The 23,135-nt window shown below is 47.5% G+C and carries 22 protein-coding genes, 1 other RNA gene, 2 pseudogenes and 1 other annotated feature; of the genes and pseudogenes, 11 read left to right on the forward strand and 14 right to left on the reverse strand.

Translation table 11 applies throughout. From position 1 onward, the window contains the following. Positions 1-4: 4 nt before the first annotated feature. Together nrdH and J1C60_RS04755 are read right to left on the reverse strand one after the other, a co-directional pair. Positions 5-247, reverse strand: a complete 243-nt coding sequence (gene nrdH / locus J1C60_RS04750) for a glutaredoxin-like protein NrdH (RefSeq protein WP_128175854.1) — start codon at positions 245-247, stop codon at positions 5-7. Positions 248-552: 305 nt separating this feature from the next. Next, positions 553-867, reverse strand: coding sequence for a DUF883 family protein (locus J1C60_RS04755; RefSeq protein WP_128175856.1), 315 nt, complete (start codon positions 865-867; stop codon positions 553-555). A 163-nt stretch (positions 868-1,030) separates the two neighbouring features. Between J1C60_RS04755 and J1C60_RS04760 the strand changes: the two genes are divergently transcribed. The 3 genes from J1C60_RS04760 (at position 1,031) to J1C60_RS04770 (ending at position 5,923) form a co-directional block, all read left to right on the forward strand. Beyond that, entirely contained in the window at positions 1,031-1,366 is a 336-nt protein-coding gene (locus J1C60_RS04760; RefSeq protein WP_128175858.1) for a DUF2002 family protein, read from the forward strand. A 294-nt stretch (positions 1,367-1,660) separates the two neighbouring features. After that, complete coding sequence (locus tag J1C60_RS04765; RefSeq protein WP_128175860.1) at positions 1,661-2,287, forward strand: response regulator transcription factor; 627 nt, start codon at positions 1,661-1,663, stop codon at positions 2,285-2,287. 111 nt (positions 2,288-2,398) lie between these two features. Then, positions 2,399-5,923: a transporter substrate-binding domain-containing protein gene (locus tag J1C60_RS04770; RefSeq protein WP_164877268.1), complete on the forward strand. Its 3,525-nt coding sequence runs from the start codon at positions 2,399-2,401 to the stop codon at positions 5,921-5,923. A 118-nt stretch (positions 5,924-6,041) separates the two neighbouring features. On the opposite strand, the gene speG is transcribed toward J1C60_RS04770, so the two are convergent. Continuing rightward, complete coding sequence (gene speG, locus J1C60_RS04775) at positions 6,042-6,599, reverse strand: spermidine N1-acetyltransferase (RefSeq protein ID WP_182611443.1); 558 nt, start codon at positions 6,597-6,599, stop codon at positions 6,042-6,044. Between the two features lie 181 nt (positions 6,600-6,780). Then, positions 6,781-7,182: a nuclear transport factor 2 family protein gene (locus J1C60_RS04780; protein WP_128175864.1), complete on the reverse strand. Its 402-nt coding sequence runs from the start codon at positions 7,180-7,182 to the stop codon at positions 6,781-6,783. A gap of 116 nt (positions 7,183-7,298) precedes the next feature. Here J1C60_RS04780 and J1C60_RS04785 point away from each other — a divergent pair, with 116 nt between their 5' ends. Continuing rightward, positions 7,299-7,850 carry a TetR/AcrR family transcriptional regulator gene (locus J1C60_RS04785; protein ID WP_128175866.1) on the forward strand — a complete coding sequence of 184 codons (552 nt, stop codon included), beginning with the start codon at positions 7,299-7,301 and terminating at the stop codon, positions 7,848-7,850. A gap of 377 nt (positions 7,851-8,227) precedes the next feature. Here the strand turns inward: J1C60_RS04785 and J1C60_RS04790 are convergent, their stop codons facing one another. After that, positions 8,228-9,262, reverse strand: coding sequence for an IS110 family RNA-guided transposase (locus J1C60_RS04790; RefSeq protein WP_128175868.1), 1,035 nt, complete (start codon positions 9,260-9,262; stop codon positions 8,228-8,230). 91 nt (positions 9,263-9,353) lie between these two features. Between J1C60_RS04790 and J1C60_RS04795 the strand changes: the two genes are divergently transcribed. The 3 genes and pseudogenes from J1C60_RS04795 to J1C60_RS04805 all read left to right on the forward strand — a co-directional run. Beyond that, positions 9,354-10,001: a class I SAM-dependent methyltransferase gene (locus J1C60_RS04795; RefSeq protein WP_128175870.1), complete on the forward strand. Its 648-nt coding sequence runs from the start codon at positions 9,354-9,356 to the stop codon at positions 9,999-10,001. Continuing rightward, positions 9,986-11,752 carry a GNAT family N-acetyltransferase gene (locus tag J1C60_RS04800; protein ID WP_128175872.1) on the forward strand — a complete coding sequence of 589 codons (1,767 nt, stop codon included), beginning with the start codon at positions 9,986-9,988 and terminating at the stop codon, positions 11,750-11,752. The genes J1C60_RS04795 and J1C60_RS04800 overlap by 16 nt, the downstream gene beginning before the upstream one ends. Before the next feature lie 346 nt (positions 11,753-12,098). Continuing rightward, positions 12,099-12,233, forward strand: a pseudogene (locus tag J1C60_RS04805) (IS30-like element IS30H family transposase); the annotation flags it as partial. A gap of 42 nt (positions 12,234-12,275) precedes the next feature. Here the strand turns inward: J1C60_RS04805 and J1C60_RS04810 are convergent. Further along, a pseudogene (locus J1C60_RS04810) lies at positions 12,276-13,243 on the reverse strand (IS3 family transposase); the annotation flags it as partial. Further along, positions 13,092-13,208: a sequence feature (AL1L pseudoknot), on the reverse strand. Its footprint overlaps the pseudogene before it by 117 nt. A 29-nt stretch (positions 13,244-13,272) precedes the next feature. Here J1C60_RS04810 and J1C60_RS04815 point away from each other — a divergent pair. Further along, the gene (locus tag J1C60_RS04815; RefSeq protein WP_235859150.1) at positions 13,273-13,803 is read left to right on the forward strand and encodes a hypothetical protein; all 531 of its coding nucleotides are present in this window, start codon (positions 13,273-13,275) and stop codon (positions 13,801-13,803) included. Then, on the forward strand, positions 13,800-14,048 hold the full coding sequence (locus tag J1C60_RS04820) for an ogr/Delta-like zinc finger family protein (RefSeq protein WP_128175874.1): 249 nt from the start codon (positions 13,800-13,802) through the stop codon (positions 14,046-14,048). Before J1C60_RS04815 ends, J1C60_RS04820 begins: the two co-directional genes overlap by 4 nt. 256 nt (positions 14,049-14,304) lie before the next feature. On the opposite strand, the gene J1C60_RS04825 is transcribed toward J1C60_RS04820, so the two are convergent. The 6 genes from J1C60_RS04825 to smpB all read right to left on the reverse strand — a co-directional run bounded on the left by J1C60_RS04825 (position 14,305) and on the right by smpB (position 19,787). Then, the gene (locus J1C60_RS04825; RefSeq protein ID WP_128175875.1) at positions 14,305-14,514 is read right to left on the reverse strand and encodes a KTSC domain-containing protein; all 210 of its coding nucleotides are present in this window, start codon (positions 14,512-14,514) and stop codon (positions 14,305-14,307) included. Position 14,515: 1 nt separating this feature from the next. Next, positions 14,516-16,303, reverse strand: coding sequence for an ATP-binding protein (locus J1C60_RS04830; RefSeq protein ID WP_128175877.1), 1,788 nt, complete (start codon positions 16,301-16,303; stop codon positions 14,516-14,518). Next, positions 16,293-17,483 (reverse strand): SIR2 family protein, encoded by a 1,191-nt coding sequence (locus J1C60_RS04835; protein WP_128175879.1) that lies wholly within the window; start codon positions 17,481-17,483, stop codon positions 16,293-16,295. Before J1C60_RS04835 ends, J1C60_RS04830 begins: the two co-directional genes overlap by 11 nt. Positions 17,484-17,493: 10 nt before the next feature. Further along, positions 17,494-18,699 (reverse strand): integrase domain-containing protein, encoded by a 1,206-nt coding sequence (locus J1C60_RS04840; RefSeq protein WP_128175881.1) that lies wholly within the window; start codon positions 18,697-18,699, stop codon positions 17,494-17,496. A gap of 193 nt (positions 18,700-18,892) precedes the next feature. Further along, positions 18,893-19,256: a transfer-messenger RNA gene (gene ssrA, locus J1C60_RS04845) on the reverse strand. Between the two features lie 48 nt (positions 19,257-19,304). Next, entirely contained in the window at positions 19,305-19,787 is a 483-nt protein-coding gene (gene smpB, locus J1C60_RS04850) for an SsrA-binding protein SmpB (protein WP_128175883.1), read from the reverse strand. Between the two features lie 159 nt (positions 19,788-19,946). Here smpB and J1C60_RS04855 point away from each other — a divergent pair, with 159 nt between their 5' ends. Next, the gene (locus J1C60_RS04855; protein WP_128175885.1) at positions 19,947-20,381 is read left to right on the forward strand and encodes a type II toxin-antitoxin system RatA family toxin; all 435 of its coding nucleotides are present in this window, start codon (positions 19,947-19,949) and stop codon (positions 20,379-20,381) included. Next, positions 20,374-20,661, forward strand: a complete 288-nt coding sequence (locus J1C60_RS04860) for an RnfH family protein (protein ID WP_128175887.1) — start codon at positions 20,374-20,376, stop codon at positions 20,659-20,661. The genes J1C60_RS04855 and J1C60_RS04860 overlap by 8 nt, the downstream gene beginning before the upstream one ends. Before the next feature lie 44 nt (positions 20,662-20,705). On the opposite strand, the gene bamE is transcribed toward J1C60_RS04860, so the two are convergent. Then, positions 20,706-21,056: an outer membrane protein assembly factor BamE gene (gene bamE / locus J1C60_RS04865; protein WP_128175889.1), complete on the reverse strand. Its 351-nt coding sequence runs from the start codon at positions 21,054-21,056 to the stop codon at positions 20,706-20,708. 399 nt (positions 21,057-21,455) lie between these two features. Beyond that, positions 21,456-23,117, reverse strand: a complete 1,662-nt coding sequence (gene recN / locus J1C60_RS04870; RefSeq protein ID WP_128175891.1) for a DNA repair protein RecN — start codon at positions 23,115-23,117, stop codon at positions 21,456-21,458. Between the last annotated feature and the right edge of the window lie 18 nt (positions 23,118-23,135).

Here is a 23,135-nt window from a genome sequence, read left to right on the forward strand (position 1 = left end):
AACGTTAGCCTTGTATCCCCGGGCGTGTCGCCAGTGCTGAAATTTTATCCGGGCGAAAACCGCTCCAGTGCTGCTCTTCCGTCATCACAACCGGCAACTGGCGATAGCCTAATGATTTCAGCGTCTCGATTTCATCGGGGTGGGTATCAATATTGACGAGTTGGTAAGTGAATCCCCGTTTATCCATCGCATTTTTTGTTGCATTGCACTGGACACAATTATCCTTAGTGTAAATAATAATAGTCATGATTCGCATTTACCTTTTTGGTTGTTTAACGTCACTGAACGAACCGTATACAACAGATTGTTGCTTGAGCTTCTGAACCATCGCTGGATGATGGAATGACATGTAAAATACTATATGTAGCGTTTTTTAATTGCAACCAATCAATATGTAGCGTTTTTTGCTTTTTGATTGCAAGCGTGCGTAACGGCTTATGATGGCGGGCTTTAGGGGATGAAATTTTTTTAAAGCCGTTGGTTAAGGAAATAACAATAAAAAATCCCTGCCATCAGGCAGGGATCCGGATAGTAACAATGATCGAAAAGATGCTAACGTCGTGAAGCCAGCAGGGCACCCACAACGATACCTACCGCAGCACCAATACCTACGCCGTGCCAGGGCTTATCATGGACGTAGTTGTCCACATGATCGCCAGCATCTTTCGCTGCCTGCGTCACGCGGTTGCGGCCATTGAGTTTAGCGCGGGTCTCTTTCAACAAGGCTTCTGCTTTATCGCGTGCCGAATCTACTTCATCCTTGGTTTTGCTACCATAAGATTTCAGCAAGTCGTCCAGGGTGTCTGCCAGTAGTGAAACATCCTGGTTAATATCAGTGTCATCATTTTTTGTGGTTCTGTTGAACATTTGTCGCTCCCTTTGGAATAAAACCTAATATTAAGTGTAGACCATTGGCAAACATTACAGTGATTCGGCCATGCGTTTATTGCCTTTATGGATAAATCCGAAAGCACATCGGACAGCGCTTGATGTAAGGTTGCGAGGCTTTTGAAGACTGAGAGGAAAGAGCATGTATTTACGACCAGATGAAGTGGCACGCGTACTGGAAAAAGCCGGATTTGAAATGGATGCGGTCACGACGAAAACTTACGGTTATCGCCGGGGCGAAAACTATGTTTACGTGAATCGTGAAGCGAGAATGGGTCGTACGGCGCTGGTGATTCATCCAACGTTAAAAGAGAAAAGTTTGACGATCACTGAACCGGCGACGGAGATTAAAACCTGCGATCACTATGTGCAATTTCCGATGTATCTGGTCGGTGATAATAACGATCATTATGGTATCCCCCATGGATTCAGCTCTCGCGCAGCACTTGAACGGTATCTTGAGCGCCTCTTTGGCTAGTGCTGGTACTGCGTCCATTCTGCTTTCCCTCCTCGTACAGACTATTTCCGGGGGGAAGATCTGCTGCCCTCCTGCCTATGGCCGTTGTATGTTCATCTGGGCGTTGTCCTTTGTTTAATGGCGGTTTTATGTACCAATCGGGATGATTTCAGACGAGGTTGGTGAAAAATTCTTACAGGCATACCAGACATTTCTTGATTCTCCAGGGTGGCTCATTCACACATAATCGCCGTGCGCTGCACGATCGAGATCGTGCGCAGTGGTGCCCCCTCATTTATATGCCTGGAGATCAAAATGCAAAATGCACTGGTTGTCGATGATCATCCCTTTGTTCGCGCCAGCGTAAAAATGATCCTGTCGCAGGATGGGATCGCGAATATCTACGAAACCGATAACGGTGTGGATGCTGTCGCCATGGCAAGAGAACACCAGTGTGACTTGATGATTCTGGATATCGCGCTCCCGAAGCTCGACGGATTAGAGGTTCTGCTTCGTTTGCGGGAGCTACAGCATGATTGCCGCGTGTTAGTGCTTACTTCACAATCGACAGAGTATTTTGCGTTACGCTGCATGCAATCTGGCGCTGCGGGCTTTATATCAAAATCCAGCGAGCCAACTGAGCTGAGTAACGCAATTGCGGCGATCCGTTCAGGCTATACCTACTTCCCACATCTCTCTCTGCATAAAGGGCGGCTTCATGATAATAATTACAGCGAGAGTGAATGTATCGCACGCCTGTCTGATCGCGAATTAATGGTTTTACAACAGCTTGCGCGTGGTTTCAGCAATAAGGAAATTGGGGAATCGATGCTATTGAGTAATAAAACGATCAGCACCTATAAAACACGCTTGATTGAAAAACTACAGGTAAAAACGCTTGTCGATCTTGCCGATTTGGCACGCCGTAACCGGTTGATATAAATAATGAAGCGGCTTGCTAAAAGGATTTTATTTCTGTTCATATGCCTCCAGCTCTTCGCTGGACCGGTGGGCGCGTCTACTGAGAGCCGTTCGGCGGCGGTGGCAAACCCTATGCCGAAGATTGCATTAAGCGTGAAAGAAAGGCAGGCATTAGCGCATAAGCTCGCGCTGCGGGTAGGTGTCGCGCCTCCTTTTTTTCCTCCGCTTCATTTCCTTAATGAAAACAACCAGTATCAGGGTATTAGCGCAGATTATACGCAGTTGATTGCCCAGCAATTGGCTTTGCCGCTCACGATAAAACAGTATGCTTCCCGTGAAGCTGCGTTGAAAGGGCTCGAAGCGGGAGAGATCGACATGGTTAGCTCCTCCAGCCTGCAAGAAATCGCGAATAAACCGTTGTTACTGTCCCGCAGTTACACCCCTGGCCTGTGCGTCACCGTAGCCCGGGCAGATTACAGTGACACGCAATTCCACAATTTTTCCGGCAAGAAAATCGCGCTGAGCTGTGATTCTCCTTACTTTACGCAATGGAACAGTTACAAAAATGACGCGGAAGTCACGGTGTATCAATCGCCTGCCGCGGCCATGAATGCTGTTGCGACGGGAGAGGCTGATTTTTTTATTGGCGATGCCCTTGAGACTAATTATTTACTGAATACCGGTGCTTTCACGCAGCTACGGCAGTTGAATTTGACACCCTTTGAATCCGGGGGCGCCAGAATGGCATTCGCTAACGATCCCATACTGCTTGGGGCGGTTAACCGTGTGTTGAATGGGGTACCTTCCGAGAGAAAACAAACCATCCTGCAATACTGGATGGGAGAGGAGATCGCGTGGACACCGAGTACGCGTATCCAACTGACCAAATCTGAACAACAGTGGAAGAAAAAACATCCAGTCATTCGGGCGGTTATTAATGAAAACGATGTGCCTTTCACTTTTTACGATGGGAAAGGTAACTATGTGGGTTTAAGCGCAGAGATGATGAATAAAATCACTCAGCTTACGGGATTAACGTTTTCCGTCTCTTCGATGAATTCGATTGATGCCATGATACAAGCCGTTCGGAATAATGACGCGGATATTATCGCGGCCGTGCCTGAGAGTGAGGAGCGTCGAACCGCGCTAACTTTTTCCAATAGCTACCTGAATACGCCCTATGCCCTCATTACACGTACTGATGCGGATCACCCCCGCACGCTGGACGACCTTAATAATCATAAACTGGCACTGATGCATGGACACCAGCTCACCGGTTGGCTGAGAAAATACTATCCCAAAATTATTTTGGTTGAGGTAAATAGCAGCGGTGCTGCTATGGAGATGGTAGCAAAAGGAACGGTCAGCGCGGCGGTTAATGCGTTACTGAGTGCACGCTATATGATCCCACGAGAATATGAAAAAAAACTGCAAACCACCTCAATCGTTGGTGATAGCGAAGGGGAATTAGCCTTTGGCATGGCAAAAACATCCCCGGAGCTGCAGGCAATCATTAATAAGGCATTGCTGAGTATCACCCCGCAAGAAATGAAAGATATTTCAATGCGCTGGCAGGGTAAAGTGATTATTCAGGCGAATTACTGGCGCCAGTATCGGTCAATGGTAATACAGGGTTTTATACTAACCGGAGTGCTGCTTTTGTTCGCGCTGTTATGGATTGCCGGGCTTTCGCTCTCGATTCGTAAACGTAAGCAAGTAGAACGCGCATTAAACGATCAGATGGTATTGATGAAAGTGCTGATTGATGGTTCGCCGAATCCTATTTACGTGCGCGATCGGCGAGGCTTGCTGATTCACTGCAATGCCTGTTATCTGCAACACCTGGGCGTTACCCGAGAAGAGGCGATGGGGAAATCGGTGCTGGCGCTTGCTGGCGTCGATAGAAAAACCCTCCTGTATTGCCACGATGATTATATGCGGGTGATGGAAAGCGGTGAACCGCTAGTCCAGGACCGGGTTATTCATTCCAGGCTGGGCACTGTCAAAACGATCTATCACTGGATATTACCTTTTAGCGGCAGCGATGGTGTTGTGAATGGCATGATAGGCGGCTGGATCGATGTGACAGAGCGGCAACAGCTTTTAGAGCATCTCCGGGAGGCTAAGGCTGAAGCGGAGGAGGCGAACAGGGCGAAAACCACATTCCTCGCCACCATGAGCCATGAAATTCGTACCCCGATGAATGCGATTATCGGCATGCTGGATATGGCGACGCGCAAGGCGCAAAAAGGCGAGTTTGATGTTGAAGCATTGAACATTGCATCAAACGCTGCTCATGGGTTACTCGACCTCATAGGCGATATTCTCGATATTGCCCATATTGAATCGGGAAAATTTACGCTTTTACCGCAGCGAAATAACCTTAGATCGCTGGTGGATTCAGTACTGCGAGTATTTGATGGGCTGGCCAACCAAAAACGGATTGGTTTAACGCTTGAGGTTGTGGGAGAAACCGATATTGATGTTGAGGTAGACCCGCTGCGTTTCAAACAGATCCTTTCGAATATTGTCAGTAACGCTATAAAATTTACCGCTCAGGGTGCGGTACATGTCTGCGTGCAAGCCGAGCGGAAAGGATTGAATCTGGAACTTGCTATTGACGTTGAAGACAGCGGCATCGGTATTCCAGCCGAAGAACTCCCGAAACTTTTCATGCCCTTTTCGCAGGCCAGCAATAACCTGCAATCAATTCGTAGCGGAAGCGGCCTGGGATTGGTTATTTGTAAAACGCTGTGTGAAATGATGGGGGGCACGCTTTCGCTTATCAGCGAAGCTAACGCCGGTACTCACGCAATGATACGCCTATCCCTGCCTGTTACCATCGAATCGCAGACGCTGCAGGAAGATGTTACGAAGGAGATGAAGACGAATGAAAGATCATTGAATATTCTTGTGATTGATGATTATTTGCCAAACCGGCTACTGCTTTCTCAGCAACTCTCGTGGCTGGGCCACCAGGTGACCGAGGCTGATGACGGACTTGCAGGGCTGGATATGTGGCAGCAAGGTTCTTTCGACGTTGTCATTACCGACTGCAATATGCCCGGGATGAATGGATATCAACTCAGTGATGCGATTCGTCAGCAGGAGGAAGAGAAAGGCCTTAAGCCAGTGCTCATTTTAGGTTTTACGGCGAATGCACTTTCCGGAGAACGTGAGCATTGCATCGACGCCGGAATGAATGACTGTATGTTTAAACCGCTATCGCTGGAGCGTTTACATCAGCATTTATCGCAGATCGAGCTACCCGTAACGGTAAGCCCGCGCGACGCGTTTCCGGAATATGTTACCAGAGAAATGGATCTCAGCAGCTTACAACGCATGGCGGCCGGTGGTGAGGATGATCTGCGATCGTTACTGACTGCATTAAGCGACGCTGTTATCAACGATCTTAACGATCTGGCCAATGTAAATGAAACCGTTTCGCCAGATCAACTCGCTCAGTTGGCACATCGCATTAAAGGCGCAGCGAGGATGGTTGAAGCCGGGCAGTTGGTTATTTGCTGTGATAACCTCGAGTCCGCCTGTCAGACCGCAGCAAAAACGATCGAATTGATGCAAAAGAAATCAATGCTGGAAGGTGCTTTGCGGCGATTTAGTGAAGCGCTGACACGCTATCTGGCATCGTTATCTTAGCAGCGCCTGCGACGGGAGAATCTGACGGTAGCGGCTTGGGCAGCAAGCACTACCGTGCTATCGGGCTTAATCTTATGGGGTACAACGCACGATAATTATTCCATCATCAGCTGCACTTTTACTGGGCAGAAGGTTTTACCATTACGCTGGCAGGTTTGTGTTTTTCCAAATACTGCGGTTGGAAAATGCACATGCGGATGGTATTGCGGTACTCGCCATTGATAAAAAACTCATGAATAAGTTCACCTTCAATATCAAACCCCAGTTTGCTGTAGATATGTATTGCTTTCTCATTCTCTTTATCCACGATCAAATAGAGTTTGTAGAGGTTCAGAACGGAGAAACCGTACTCCATCGCCAGTCTGGCGGCCTGGCTGGCAAATCCTTTCCCCTGGTGTGCCGGATCGATAATGATTTGAAACTCTGCTCGTCGATGAATATGGTTGATCTCAACCAGTTCAACCAATCCCACTTTATTGCCGTTATGCTCCACAACAAAACGGCGTTCGCTTTGGTCGTGAATATGTTTGTCGTAGAGGTCGGAAAGTTCAACGAAAGCCTCGTAAGGCTCTTCGAACCAGTAGCGCATGACGCTGGCATTGTTATCGAGCTGGTGGACGAAATGGAGATCTTCGCGCTCCAGTGGGCGTAGTTTAACCGTAATTTTGTTGTGCATTTTGCATCCTTGTCATCAACGATCGTCGGAATGATAGCGTAAAGGAAGCATACAGCATGCGCTGCGATAGCTTAAACAATTCTGCGGGCGGGGTGGCTATCGCTATGCGTCAACGTGGAGAAGTGCTCAAGCCGCAATGATGCATTAAAGCTGTAACCACGCCATCCGGAGAAGATAAGCTTTAATCTTCAAGAATACGTTCCAGCATCCCGGTATCCAGATATTCAGTCCACTCGGTCACAAGCCCTCCTTCTAAACGGAAAATCTGCGCATAGTGTTGATTATATGGCTGACCATTTTTACCGACAGCGAATCCGCGCGAAAGCATCACAACCCAATCTCCTTCGCCAATGAATTGGTCGAGGACGACTTTATGTCCATCTTCGATTGCGGCGGTTAGCGGCGTGATAATCTTGTCTGCCATCTCCTGTTTACCGTGTACTACCAGCGATAAACGTGTCGTCCCCATCACCGTGAACTTGATGTCATCAGCCATGGCAGCATAGAACGCCTCCTTATCATTGTTGGTGTAAGCTTCCCACATCCCCCTGACGATGGCTTTGTTGTCCGGAAAATCCCGCATAGCTCAATACTCCTTAATGCGTTAAATTTGCGTTAGTGACTTTATCAACGTAAAACCACTAACGCAATTTTTTTGCGTTAGTGGTTATCAGGCAGCTGGAAGCAAAACAATTGAGCATGACAGAGGAAAAGATATCCCGGCCGGGTGGACGTAGTGCACGCGTACAGCAAGCCGTACACCGTGCGGTGCGCGAAATCCAGGATGAGGCTGGACGTGATGGATTAACCATCGTTGCCATCGCAGCGCGAGCTGGCGTGACGCCCTCTACTATCTATCGACGTTGGGGGGAATTGCCGCAACTGTTGTCTGATGTTGCGATTGAGAATCTTCGTCCTGAACTCCTGCCGCCCGACACCGGATCATTTCGCGGTGATATGGAAACATGGCTGGAGCAGTACCTCGAAGAGATATCGTCCCCATTTGGACGCTCAATGCTATGTGACGTTCTGAGCAGTCCTGAACCAGTCAATGCAGGGCAATGCACGCGATACCTTATCGAGCAATTTGAGATCATGCGGCTCCGTGCGCAAGATCGGGGAGAGAGCCCGCCAACAAGTGAGAGCATACTGGACTGCATCATTGCACCGCTTGTTTTTCGTATCCTGTTCGCGGCGGAGGTACCGGAGTTGTCTTATGCACGCAAGCTTATTGCACGGACGCGGCTATAGCCAGACAACACGATCGCATCGGCATCGCGCCGCCGACGTCATGGGGTTCAGTGATCTTCCCCGGCAATAGTGGACACAGGGTGGGGTCAGTCCAACTAAAGGACAGGATCGTCTACCGGGCGGGGAGGTTTAGTTGACCATATATGGACGCCCCGGGTGTTACAAGTACTGGTTCGATACGGTTTGCGACCATATATCCGGCGTCGTTAGTGGGTTAATTTACCCGCGCCATGATGTTATCCGAGCCCTGTTTCCTTATCACTACACCGGTATATGATTACCCAGGTCAACTTCAGGCTGTTACAGGGACGGTAGCCGTTTTCTCATCAGTGCCTGCAAACTCAGTTAAATAAGTTTCTGTAAATTGCTGTTTTTAGCTAATTCATCGCAACGGCCTTCTGCATATTAAAATCAACCCCATCTGTCAGCACACGCCAGATAATTCTCGTCAGTTTATTCGCCAGTGCAACCGTGGTTTTCAGGAACCCCCGACGAGCTTCAAGCCTTTGCAGCCAAATGCCCAGACTGTCATCGCGCTTTTTCATACAGCGCATTACAGACCGTGCTCCATGGATGATTAATGTTCTGAGACTACGATTGCCATTTTTTGTCACGGAGGATAATCGTTGCTTGCCTCCCGAACTGTGCTGCCCGGGAACCAGGCCACACCAGGCGGATAACTCTCTGCCGCTGGAAAATTGCCCTGCATCCACTTCACTGATAAACGCTGCCGCGATGAGCGGGCCGACTCCCGGAATAGTTAACAAATGGCGATAGGTAGCTTGTTGTGAAGACAATGCAGCAATTACCTTATCCAGTCCGGTGACGCGTTCATTCAGCGCCTGCATGTCTTCCCGCAATGTAGAAAGTAAACGGCGGACAGTGAACGTTAACTCATTCGATGCGTCTTCCATCAGTTCAGGCAGGTGCTGCTGGAGGCACTGGATCCCGACAGGGATAATGAGAGCATATTCAGCAAGCAAAGAACGAAGCTGGTTAGCCAGCGCCGTTCTTTGCTCAACCATGAGCTGACGGGTATTTCGCAGCGCTTTGATATCCTGCTGCTCAGCAGTTTTAACCGGAACAAAGTGGATGCCAGGGCGGAGTGCTGTTTCACAAATCGCCAGCGCATCATTAGCATCGTTTTTCTGGCTTCTGACAAAGGCTTTAACGTGCTGGGCAGGTATCAGTCTGACGTTGTATCCCAACGTTCTGAAGGTTCTGCCCCAGAAGTGCGAAGTAGAGCATGCCTCCATCGCGATAAGCGTTCCGGGCTCGAAGTGTCGAACGCAATCCAGCAATTTTGAACGGGAGATCTTCTTGTTATATGCAATTGAACCATCAACCATCCAGACGCATACCTGAAAAACAGATTTGGCAATGTCGATACCAACAACTCTGATTGTGTTCATGTGATATCACTCCTGAATTAATTGCAGTCAATAGAGTATGGCACTGGCTACTTCAGGGAGGGGCGTCCATAACATCACTACATAATTTTTAGTGAGCGCCTACCGAAGCGTATACGTAGCCAGCTCCCGGTACTGTTTCAGCAAGACGAGCTCTTCTGCTGAGGGAATTGATATTTCTGAAATAGCCATCAGCACTGCCCGTGAAAAAGCAACTGCGATGGGCGCCCAGGATAAATTACGCTATCAGGTGTCTGATGCTTGCCTTCTCCCTTTTAGCGACGACACTTTTACGCATATTCTCGGTGGATGTAACTTCGCGTTTATTCAGGAAAGAAGTAAAGCGCTGGCTGAAGTGGTACGGGTGCTGAGACCCCAAGGCGTAATCTGTACGTCAAATTTTTACTACAGGAAGAAAACCGGTCAAGAAATCATTAACAGTGTTTACAATGCGATAGGTTTCAGACCCGATCCTGATTGGACACTTAAATACTGGCATGATTTTTTTGCCCGAGAGGACCTTGAATTATATGACGAAAAAAATCACGAGTTGTCATCTCAGCCCCAAGAGGAGCTTAAAGAAAACCTGCTGCGCTATGTCTCCACTGAGAATGAATTTACCCGTGAGTTGGACGAAACCATTCAGAATGCTTTTTATGAGCGCTATCTTGCTATCCGCGAACCTCTCAACGATCAACGCGACTATCAGGGGGTAACCATACAGTTATGGCGCAAAAAATAGTTAACCATCGCATCATTGCGGCAGCTCACGCGGTTGCTGCACGACCATCCCATGCGGAACGTCCTTTTTTTATTTTTGATGCTGATACGGCCCTGAAACAAGCCCGGCATCTGACTGCGGCTTGTAAAGAGTACTTCCCGGATGCCGTTATTGCAGTTTCGGTTAAGTCATGTTCTCTGGGGATATTTCTGCGCCTGATTGCTGAAGAGGGACTGAGCGCAGAAGTCTGCTCTTCAGACGAGTTTAAGCTGGCCCTGAAGGCCGGCTTTACCGGCGATCGAATCATTCTTGACGGTCCATATAAAAACTCCGAGGATCTTAATCTGGCCCTGGATAAGGAAGCCCTGATCCATGTCGACAGCGCCCATGAGTTACGTGAAATTAATCGACTACTGTCCAGTCAAAACCGGAAGGTCGACATTGGCATAAGGCTGTCACACTTCTACTGTGACTCACAGCGCTCCCGCTTCGGTGTAACCGCTGAAGAGTTCAGGAGTGAAATCATTCCTCTCCTGCGCACCTGTCCGAATATCAGCCTCAGGGGATTTCATCTGCATGCCGGGTCCAACCTTGAGAACCCTTCAAAAGTCGCTGACAGCCTCCGGGACTGGCTGCCGTTTCTGGTAGAAAACATGCCAGAGGGGGGCCATCTTGATATGGGCAGCGGATTCCCGGCGGACTCGTTTTCACCGGACGTGGATGCACCAACAGCGCAACCTGAAGCGTTTTTCAAGGCTATTTTTAGCGTTCTGGCTGAGTATGATCTTGCTTTACCTGCAAAGTGGAAACTTATTTTCGAACCCGGAAGAACCCTCAGCGAAGACCATGGATATGCGGTTGGCAAAACTGTCAGTATGAAAAACCGCTATGACTCAGAGGTTATCCAGACAAATCTTGGGATCAACTGGATACCTTCCGTGCATAACTGGCACCACTCCCTGTTACCATTAGGCAGCAGGGAGTGCCCCGCGGATGATACTGCGCAGATACTCGCCGGTTTTAACTGCTTTGAGAACGACTGCCTTTTCCCCAGAGGAGCGCTTCATCTTGGTGAAAAGCAGTTATTTATTATCCGCGGTTGCGGTGCATATGATTTACAGACGGCTAACGAATGGACCCGGACTAAGCCCCCGGTTTATGCCTTGCTGAACGAAGAAATCATCACTGCAAGGCTTCCGTCGCCAGCCTTACCTTCTGCCAGACTGGATCTTATGTATGCCGAACAGTCCATCTGCGTTGATGAGAATATACAACTGGCGCCCGCCTCTTCCCGCTTTGCCGCAGAGCTTTTCAGCGTGGTTGATAACAACCGGGAGGAATTCAGCAGATTTATGGCATGGCCCCGGTTTGTTAAAACGGTAGATGATGAGTCCTGCTTTCTTGACGCCTGTCTTTTGGCTCATCAGAAAAATGAGGGAAAAACGTATGTTATTTTATACAACGATGCGGCAGTGGGCTTACTGTCATTCAACAGTATCGACAGCGCTAATAAAACCGCATATATCGGATACTGGCTCGATATGAGGATGCGGGGGCAGGGTGTAATAACCAGAGCCCTGAACGAGCTGATAAAATATTATTCGGACCGGAAATTAATAAACCGGTACGTAATAAAATGCTCAGTCAATAACACAAAAAGTAATGAAGTCGCCAGACGCTGCGGTTTTGCCCTGGAAGGCAAAATGCGGAAGGCCGAGTTACTTAACGGTATTTTTCACGATCAGAATATATACGGTCATATAGCGCCGTGACGGGGCCACCACAAAGGTCTCTTTTATCCTCCGGTCGGGAATAAATGAGATTTTTAGAGCGGATTTGCCGGTGCCCGAGCATTAACCGTCTTATCCTGATTGGAGTGGTTCCTTCCGGGCGAACCTCGCCCGGAAAGGGTATCGCGCGTGGTAATCGGAAATTTTTTCGGCCATTCTACCCGTTGGATTTTACTGTCCGGGTGGTTGAGTTGCTCGTAACCAGCTGATAATGCAGCTCAGAGCTCCATATCTACTCAGGAATTAGCAGCCCCTGATACGGATTGGTGCGCCTCAGGCCCATGCAAGGCCTGAATACGGACATACTCTGAAAATCTACAAGAATTGACCGTTGCGAGAGCTTGTTCTGGAAAAGCTGGAGATGAAGTGGTCTCCAGAGCAAATATCAGGATGGTTAAGGCGAACGAAGCCGCGTCAAAAAACACTGCGAATATCACCTGAGACAATTTATAAAACGCTGTACTGAACCGCCCCGGTTTTTTTGGAGAGTTTTAAGTCCGGAAGCTCAGGCTGCCAGATCATTATTTGCACTGGAAGCATACCAGGTTTTTTCAACTTCTATCGGCGGTATGTGTCCTAACCGTTCAAGTAACCTTCGATTATTGAACCAGTCCACCCACGCCAGTGTCGCAAGCCCTACTTCTGCGTGGTTTTTCCAGCTTTTACGGTGTATGACTTCCGCTTTGTAAAGGCCATTGATACTCTCGGCCAGGGCATTATCGTAAGAGTCGCCTGTGCTGCCTGTCGACGCTAACAGTTCCGCCTCCTGCAGCCGCTGAGTGTACGCCAGTGACACGTACCGGGAGCCTTTGTCCGAGTGATGGATTGTCCCTGAGGGACGACGTGCCCACAGAGCCTGTTCCAGAGCATCCAGCACGAACGTCGTTTCCATTGATGTTGACACTTTCCAGCCCACAATAACGCCTGCGAACACATCTGTGATAAACGCCACACAGGCGAAGCCCTGCCAGGTGCTGACGTACGTAAAATCTGCACACCAAAGCTGGTCAGGACGTTCTGCCACGAACTGGCGGTTGACCAGATCCGCTGCTGCCGCTGTTTTGCGACCGACCGTGGTTCTGATGGCTTTGCCGCGGAGGACACCACGAAGACCGATTATTTTCATCAGGCGTTCAACTGTATAACGGGCAACACTAAAGCCCTCGCGGAGTAACTGACGCCAGACTTTTCGTGCTCCATAGACACTGTAATTTTCTTCGTAAACGCGTTTTATCTCCTGGCTGATTTGAGCATCACATTTTTCCCGTCGGCTACATTTTTCAGGATACAACTGGCGTTGCTGATGCCAGTAATATGTCGACGGGGCAATATCCAGTTCGCGGCATACCGGCCCGACCCCGTGTGTACCACTCAGACGCTGCATAACTGGCATTATTTTTTCCAGTGGCGGTCGAGCTCCGCCTGAGCAAAATAAGCTGAGGCCTGCCGCAATATATCATTGCTGCGGCGTAGCCGGTAACTGGCGCACTAATTTTCGAAAATTGCGGGGTAATCTCACGGAGGAACTTCGCGCCGAACACACTCAGCGTATAGCCAATCGTGAACTGGCCGATGAGTTTGCGGGATTATTGAAAGAACTGGAACTGGATAAACAGTACGCCGTGCTGTGCTGTTGTACCAGCGGTAAAAAATACGTTGAAGCGCATCAAACTGCTTTTACTGAGTTTGCTGACTCGCATTGGGAATCGGCACTGCGTAACGTTAGCCCTTCGTTGCTATGGGCGATCAAGTTGCGCATCCAGCGCGAAAAAATTGCCGCAACCTTTGTTGGAGACGATCGCGACCCGATCCGCGATATCGCTGGGCTTGTAGGGGAAGCCTTAACGCGAGCTGCGACCGCGCTGCCTGAAAGTGTTCTAAATGAAGCTCCATTACTGGAATCTATCGGTGTCCGTCGTCCGGCTCTAACGGGGGTTGATATGGATCTCTATTCGCGTCCTTTACGCCGTCAGAAGCTGGCGGAATCAATCGGGGAGCAGCGTTTAAAACTTCAGGAGGGCGACCAGCAATGATGCGCCCTTACTGCAAAAGCCCGGCGCACGCTAAATCCAGCCGCTATATGTCCGAGCAGGTAAAAGAGCGTTATCACCAGTGCACGAATCTGGATTGCTCCTGCACGTTTAAGACGAATGAAAGCATCACGAAAGTCATAACCTCGCCGCCACCGCCGGAAACAGTTGAGAACGTTGCGCCGATACCGGTTAAAGGACGGCAGACGTTAGGACGATACGGCTCAGCATTTCGAATCACTCATTAATCCTCACAGCCGCTGATCACCCAGCGGCTTTTTTGTGTCTGCTATTCGTCGTTTGAAGCCTTTTTCTGGCAAGCCGGTTTGTAAAGAGCCGTGCATGCATAGAGTGCATGGATTCGCATGCACTCTATGCGTCAGTGGGATGCGTTGAGGCCAGGCAGGGCGCGGATTCAATAGCTTTATGCACTTGCATGAAAAGCGGTGCATAAAGCGGGCAGGCGAGGGGGGGGGGGATAGCATTGCGCGCAGAGCTGCTACATCAAACTTTTTGTGTTGCGTAACTGTTTCTAACATTATGGCTAAAATAAGAACCTACAGACCCAGCATTTAGCATTTCGTCAAAAACACCTTCTGGAACATCGTAATATTGATAGATACTCCCATTTAAAAACTCTACTTCGAGAGTGAGCGAATCAACGTCATATCCTACTGATGCTAAATTTGAAGAGCTAACAGCTGTTCTTTTCATGTTAATTATCCTCTTTAATTGGTTTGCTTAAACGCCATGCTTCAATGAGTTTAGAATAATCTCTTTTTGGATCTCGTGGTTCAGCCCAAGCCTTACTAACTTCAGGGTCTTGACTATCAGGGTAGAATCCTTGAGGTGGTAATTTAAACTTGCACCTAGATGGTAATTTGACTGACTCACCAATAATTATGGCTTCTCCTGTCCTTAGGATTGGTAATGAATCAATGAGTGCACTTAGCCCATCAGACATTGCTGCTTTAACTTTGGAACGATCGCTGTTGTTAGTCAATCGTAACGCAAATAGTGTTCCACACTGAGATAAAATTGTATCATCTATTTCTGATGGCCTTTGACTGATAATCATAAGGCCAACGCCGAACTTGCGTCCTTCTTTAGCTATTCTTTGAACTAAATTGCTTGTTAAACCATCTTCTTTGTTTGATAAGTATCTATGTGCTTCTTCAAGAACGAATAACACAGGATTCTTCTTTATCCCTGATTTAAGATTACGTCCCCATAAAGATGCTTCAAATATTATGCTCATTATTGAGCTTAATAGCATGTCTAGTTGTGTTGACGGCATTCCAGATAAGTCCAATATAGAAATCGGCTTATCATGATTCAGCCATTCACCAAGAAGGGTATCAAGATCTTTACTTATTACTCCTTTATCATCAGGTGTATACCCATCAGGAGAAAGGAAAAATGAGTATTGACTATCAAGAAGCCTTGCTTTCATAAGGTTCAACTGTTTAGTTAATACGTTATTTCCTTTCTTAAATGGTGGCGAACTTGATGTTCCCGGTGGTATAAACTTAGGCGGTGTTAGCGTGGAGTAATCACCGGAAATTCCATCCTTGTATGCAGGGGTCGTAAATTCTTTATTAGAATATGTTGCTGTGTCATCAAATATAGTTTTAAACCACAGTTTTTTTAGATTAAATGGCAATGGAGTGAATGAAGTTACTTTGCTTTCATTTATGTAATTTATACCATTTTCATTAAGTGACTTTTTCTTTTCTTCAACAATGAATTCAATCATGGAGCTTTTGCTAACATCGTTTATATTCCCGCAGAGAAAATCAATTAATTTGTCCGTTGGGAGTGCCCAATAGGGGATGTTTAATTTGCTTTCACCTTTCATAGGATCAATGGAGAATATTTTTGCTATATCTCTAAGTGCAGAAGAATATTCCCCATGCATATCTATCAAAATTATTCGTGACGAGCCATTCCAATTATTATTAAGCGTACATATCGAGCGGAGTAAACCAGACACACTTGTTGATTTACCTGAGCCAGTAGAACCAACAACTGCAGAGTGTCTTGTTACTAACTTATCAATATCTAAGTTAACATCAATGCTTTCTGAACTAGACAATTTCCCTACATTTATTAGATTATCACTATCTGAACCGTAAACCACTTTTAAGTCCGAATCTAACACCATGTGAACATCATCACCAACAGATGGGTATTGGCTTATTCCCCTATCAAAAAAACCGCATGAACTCTCACCAATTAGTTCAACGGTCATAGCTCTATTGTCAGAGGATATATTATCGTCTTTATCTATGGTTGAACTTTCATTGCTTGATGCAACGATGCCATAAAGATCATTATAACCTTGTGGTATTTTCACAAAGCTTCCGACTTGACCAACCTTATGTGTTCTACCCTCTATAACAAGTAAGCCTGAAATTACACTTTGAGAAAGCTTGATGGTTACAGATGAGCTTGAGATTGAAGATATTATGCCAATTGAGGTTGATTTAATTTTATTGTTCATTTTGTTGGGCCTCAATAATTACTTCCGGTGGCTCTGAAGATGTTGCTATTTCGCCACCTGCTATAGCTAGGAATCTTGCTAATAACCTAAAGTCACCTAAAGTGAAATTCCTATCCTTGTCTAAATATTCTTTTCGGACATTTCCCCAATTTCTACTTGGAAGTTCGCCTGTCTTCCATATTGCATTGATAGTGTTTATAACTGCGCCGTCTTTGCAGTAAATGCTCAAGTTAGGGTTACGTTTTGCTAAGTCGACAGCATAAACTTCTTCTTCGAGCTTTTTATATTGGAATGCTAATACTGCACTTGTAGGATTAGCCGATAAACATTCGCTAATTTTGGAAGAGATATGAGCATCAGCAAAAGAGAATCCAGTCGTAATCAATAAAGAGTCCGGTTCCATAAGAAAGCTTTTTAAGCGTTCAAATAATGCTGAAAAAGGAGCTGCTTGAGTTTGAGAATACTTAATATGTGAGGGGTAGACCATATTTGATATATCACATTCAGGAATTCTCGTTACTTGTCCATTTTCCCTCATCATCCAACCTATTGAGCCGTGTAACTTCCACAACCTCACCCATCTTGGAGGTAAATCATTTGTGGAGATACTAGCTGGGTCAAAAAAAGAAAATCTTGAGCCAGTAAAGCCGTCAAAAAAAGGTGTCTGAGATCGCTCTAAAGCGTCTTCACATAAAAGATCATAATTTGTAGTGAAAATCTCAACACCATGGCTTCGATTTATTCCATTTATCCATGAAATCAATTCGCTATATGGGTTTTCTTTTTCTGGTAATGATTTGCTTACAACTTCTTTTATTTTTGAGCAAATTGCTAGTTCAAGCTCTTTGTACTTTTCAGCATTTGCGCCATGGACTTCATGATCACCGATTATGTCAGCTAATGTTCTCACATCTGAAAGTATTTTCTCTAGGTTATTTTCTTTTTGATTTCCTTCGAGTTTTTCAAATATTAAAAGAAGTTCATTGCTCAAAGATAATTTAACATGTTTTGTAAGCCCTTCGATGTTTGGGATTAATGGTTCATAACCACCACTCTCAGCTACATTAATACTCACCGGAGCACCAGCTCCTATCAATATGCCTATTTTCTTTCTTCCATTTGTTACGATCTGCCTAAAATCGAACATATATGTATCAGGGTTGTGAACAGACGCGGTCATAATTATTCCATTAGTTATTAGTTAAGGGAGATGAGGAAGCAAACTTTCCCCACCAATCCATAAGTTCGATGCGTTGTGTAAGATAAGTCGAGCGGTTGTATGCTCTGCGCACTTCGTTTTTATCTGACTGAGCCAAAGCTGATTCAATGACGTCAGGATTTAATCCAGCCTCATTCATGGCTGTACTTGCAATAGAACGAAGTCCATGTGCAACTAACTTACCACCATATCCGATTCTTTTTAAAGCAGTATTTGCAGTCTGGCTATTCATTGATTGTTTGGGATCATTTCTACTTGGAAAAACATTCTCACGATGAGCGCTTAAAGGCCTAAGAATTTCTAGAATGTCCAGTGCTTGAATTGATAGTGGAACGACATGTTCACGTTTTGCCTTCATTCTTTCTGCGGGAATAACCCAAAGCTTTGAATCAATATCTATTTCTGCCCATTTTGTACCCGATGCTTCTGAGGGTCTTACTAGTGTAAGAAGTTGCCACTCGATTAAACAGCGTGTCGTGATTGAGAGATTAGACATGACTAATGAACGCATCAGCTTGGGCAGCTCTTCCGGCCGTAATGTTGGCATGTTCTGTTTCTTTGGCCTTTCGAATGCCATACCCACGCCCGAAGCAGGATTCGCGTCAATCAACCCTGTGTTGACTGCAAAAATCATGATCTCGTTGATGCGCTGCACCAACCGGCGAACTGTCTCAAGCGCGCCACGAGCTTTAATTGGCTCTAGTGCTTCAACAATCGTCCTGGCTTTAAGCGTCTGAACAGGGATCTCACCGATAGTAGGGAAGATGTCCTTTTCCAGCGATCGCCAAATATCCTTTGCATAATCCTCGGTAACGCTTTTGCTCTTAAGCTGGAACCACCTTCCGGCAACAACTGAAAAAATACTCTCCAGCTCAATTTGTCGTTGCTCAGAAACTTCCTCTTGCTGCTTCTGCGGGTCAATCCCTTGCACAAGCATCGAAAGATATTGGTCACGTATTTGGCGTGCGACAGCTAGCGTTAGGGCAGGGTAAGAGCCAAGGCTGAGATTTGTGCGACTGCTGCTATTTGGTCGCTGGTAGCGAAAGCGCCACAGCTTTTTACCTGATGTTTTGACGAGCAGGAAAAGGCCGTCACCATCATGCAGTGTGAAGTCTTTATCTTGAGGCTTAGCTTTGAGGATTTCGTTATTGGTGAGTGGGCGTGTCATCCGCGCCATGACTGGTTTCCGTCCATAATTGGTACACGTTTATTGGACCACTGTATAACGTGTACCAATTCGTGTACCAATTATCTCTGGATTCAGGCGGATCGTCTCGGAAGGTTACAGACACAAAAAAGCCCGCAGGGCTTGTGCCGTGCGGGCTTTCAGGACTTCTGCGGACGGCTCTGGAACCGCCGCGAAAGGATTTTGGTGGAGCTGGCGGGAGTTGAACCCGCGTCCGAAATTACTACACCGTCGGCACTACATGCTTAGTCTAATCTTTACATTCGCCGGTTAGCTGCGGACAGACACGCCACTAACAAACTATCCTGATTAGGTTTAACGCTTTCACCCCAGGCAAGGTGTCCACGCGATCTCTTTTGGGTTTGACCTCTCTTGATCCCCGTCCTAAGAGCGGAGGCTAGGGAGAGAGGGCTCTAAGCAGGTTATTAAGCTGCTAGTGCGTAGTTTTCGTCGTTTGCGACTATTTTTTTGCGGCTTTTAACGAGGCAAACCGCCCCTCGGCATGCTCCTTGGGCTTCGCGAATCCCGTCGAATCCAGAATCAGCCCCAAGTACTGAAAGTAGTATATCAGAAAAACAGTCCGTTACGCCAGAGGCTTAGCGATTGGCATGCTTCATAATACGTGCTTTGTCTAACTTCCATTCACGATCTTTGATGTCATCGCGCTTATCATGCTCTTTTTTACCTTTTGCCACGCCAATCTTCAGTTTGGCCCAGGCATTTTTCCAGTAAACAGAGAGCGCAATAACCGTGTAACCGTCGCGATTCACACGGCCGTACAGTGAATCCAGTTCACGCTGTTTGAGCAGCAGTTTACGGTTTCGGGTCGGATCGCAAACGACATGCGATGAGGCGACCGATAACGGCTGAAAAGTTGAGCCAAACAGGTAAGCTTCGCCGTCGCGCAGCAGAATGTAGCTGTCACTGATATTAGCTTTTCCTGCACGTAGTGATTTGACTTCCCATCCTTGTAGCGACAGGCCAGCCTCAAACTCTTCTTCAATGAAGTATTCATGGCGGGCACGCTTGTTAAGGGCAATGGTAGCGGAACCGGGTTTATTTGCTTTTTTCTTTGTCATAGTGCGGCTTAGTCTACATCAAGCGGTGAATAATGGCATCCCCTCACCAGAAGCAGGCGGGGAAATGCGATATTTTAGCACGTCATTCGCGGCAGAGAATTTTTGTTTAATTCCCGGCGATGGTAAACTTGCCCGGATTGATGATTAACAGGAATTGATATGGCCCAGATTAGCCGTTCAGCACTTGTACCTTACAGCGCGGAACAAATGTATCAGTTAGTAAATGATGTCGATGCGTACCCGCAATTTCTTCCGGGGTGCACAGGAAGTCGTGTTCTGGAAGCCGATGAGCGGCAGATGACAGCGTCGGTTGATGTCTCTAAGGCTGGCATCAGCAAGACCTTTGTGACGCGCAATACACTAACGGATAATCAAAGTATAAATATGCAGCTTGTGGATGGGCCTTTTCGCAAATTGACCGGGGGTTGGCGCTTTACATCGTTAAGTGAAGAGGCTTGCAAGGTTGAATTAAATCTTGAATTTGAATTTACCAATATGCTGGTTGAACTGGCATTCGGGCGCATATTTAAAGAACTTGCCGGCAGCATGGTTCAGGCGTTCACTCAGCGCGCCAAAGAGGTTTATCGTGCCTGATATCACTGTTGAAGTGGTGTACGCATTACCGGAAAAACAGTATATGCAGACAACCAGCGTTTCGTCCGGGAGCTCGGTAGAAGATGCCATCAGAGCTTCAGGTTTACTGGCATTGCGTCGTGATATTGATTTAACGACAAATAAAGTGGGCATTTTTAGTCGACCGGTAAAACTGACTGATGAAGTGCATGGTGGCGACCGTATCGAAATTTATCGGCCATTGCTTGCCGATCCTAAAGAGTTACGCAGGCAGCGAGCCGAGCGAGCATCCAAAAAATAAGGCGCTATCCGCGCCTTATTTAACGTAATGTCCGTAAACCAGAGTTAACCCTGATTACCACCAGTGAGCTGTGGTTTGTTATCGATGTTGGTCAGCGCACCATTGCTATCAAAGGTCAGTGTCAGCGTTTGCTGTTTCACCGGTTCATGCCCTGGCTCTTCGCGGAACACATAATACCAGACGTTGCTGCCGAACGGATCTTTCATCATCGGCGTTCCCAGTGTGTAAGCAACTTGCTGCTGTGTCATACCGGTGTGAATTTTAGCAACGTCATTGGCAACCAAATAGTTACCCTGATTGATATCGGGACGGTAAACCACACGCTCCAGAGTGGAACAGCCCGCGGTCATCATAAGAAGTACCACTGCAGCAGCAGTCAGCGTTTTACAGCGCATTAATTGATTCCTTATTGGGGCTAAACGTCGTTACAGGCGACCGTCTTGCCCGGGTCACTTAGCTTTTATTTAAAGCTCTGTTTTGTCAGCACATCGGGGATAAGAGCCGTGCTCTCTGCGATGTCGCGCTAACCAGGCCAAACTGCCTTGGTGATTATGCCTTATTATCCAGGCGATAAGTAACCGATGATAATAAACCTTGCTGCAGTTTGAAACCTTTACAGGGCATGCTTATGACTATTGGATCGAAAAAAAGTGCGGTTTCTCCTTCATCCTTGATGTTGTAGCCGTTTTGGCTACGTGTGCTCAGCCTAATCGCTGACCTACGTCACCCGGGACAGGCTGGCTGAATTATATCCGATGCTTTCAACGTTTCGATAGCCGTGATAAACGGCGATATCAGGCAGCTAATAACTCTTTGGCATTGGCCAGGGTATTGCGTGTCACCTCGCTTCCACCCAGCAAACGTGCCAGTTCCTGTAGTCGGGCGCGCTTATCCAGCGGTTGCATATGCGTTTCAGTGACGGTGCCATCGGTTTCTTTGCTTACATAGAAATGGTGATGCCCACATCCCGCAACTTGTGGCAGGTGGGTGACGCACATTACCTGGGTAGATTCACCAAGCTGGCGTAACATTTTACCGACCACGGCAGCGGTGGGACCACTAATGCCTACATCCACCTCATCGAAAATCAATGCTGGCGTATCCATCTTCTGTGCAGTAATAACCTGAATGGCCAAGGCGATACGCGATAGTTCCCCGCCGGAGGCAACCTTCGATAAAGATTGCAGCGGCTGGCCCGGGTTAGTGGTGACGCTGAAGTCAATGCGGTCCGCTCCTTCGGCAGTCAAACTTTCCGGGTTGAACTGAACGGTGATGGCCAGTTTGCCGTGGGGCATAGATAGTGAGCGCATGCTTTCGCCAATAAGATGGCCCAATTCGCTGGCATAGTGCTGGCGACGTGCATGCAATTTCTTCGCGATATCCAGCGCGGCCTGATGATGTTTACTTACGGCATCGGCCAGCTCGTGCTGATCGCTTTCCTGCTGAGCGAGCGAGACTTGCTCAGCCAACAACTGTTGATGTAACCCCGGCAACTCCTGTGGCGCGACATGGTGTTTGCGGGAAAGACTAATTTGGCGTGACAGCCGTTGCTCCAGCTCATGCAGGCGGTTGGGATCGAGATCGAGGCGGTCGCAATAATGACGCAGCTCGTCACTGGCCTCACTGACCTGGATAGCCGCTTCCTCCAGCATTGTCAGTATACCGCTGAGTTTATCATCCATTCCGGCAAGTTCATTCATCATCTGACGAGCGCTATATAGCTGACTTTGAAGATTAGTCTCCTCGGCATCGGCAAGCAGATGTAATGCCTGCTGGCTGACCGAGAGCAACTGGCCGCTATTGGCAAGGCGCTTATACTCTTCATCGATATTTTCATATTCATTTGGCAATGGAGCAAACTCGTTCAGTTCTTTCAACTGATATTGCAACAGCTCACGACGCGCTTCACGCTCCTGCGCCAGTTGTTGATGTTGTGCCAACTCGCGGCAGCTTTGATGCCAGCGGCGATAGTGCACTGCCATCTCCTGGGCCAGTTCGGTTTCACCAGCATAAGCATCAAGCAGTCCTTTTTGGTGTTCGGGCTTGAGCAATAGCTGGTGGGCATGCTGCCCGTGGATCTGAATCAATAATTGGCCGAGGTCGCGCAGCTGTGAAAGAGGCACAGCAGTGCCGTTGATAAAGCCACGCGAGCGACCATCGCTACCGATGACGCGGCGCAGCAGGCATTCATTACCCTCATCGAGCTGGTTTTCCAGCAGCCAATGCTGTGCAGAGGGTGTATCTTTTAGCACAAAGCGGGCACAGATATCCGCCCGAGTTGCCCCCTGACGAACCATATCTGCTTCAGCACGGCCGCCGAGGCAGAGGCCCAGCGCATCAATAGCAATAGATTTACCTGCACCGGTCTCGCCGGTAATCGCTGTCATCCCTTGTTGAAAATCAATCTCCAGCTCATGGACGATAGCGAAATTACTGATGGTAAGTTGTGCCAGCATAATTAGTTTCCTGTATAC

Source organism: [Pantoea] beijingensis (genome assembly GCF_022647505.1).
Classification (GTDB): domain Bacteria; phylum Pseudomonadota; class Gammaproteobacteria; order Enterobacterales; family Enterobacteriaceae; genus Erwinia; species Erwinia beijingensis.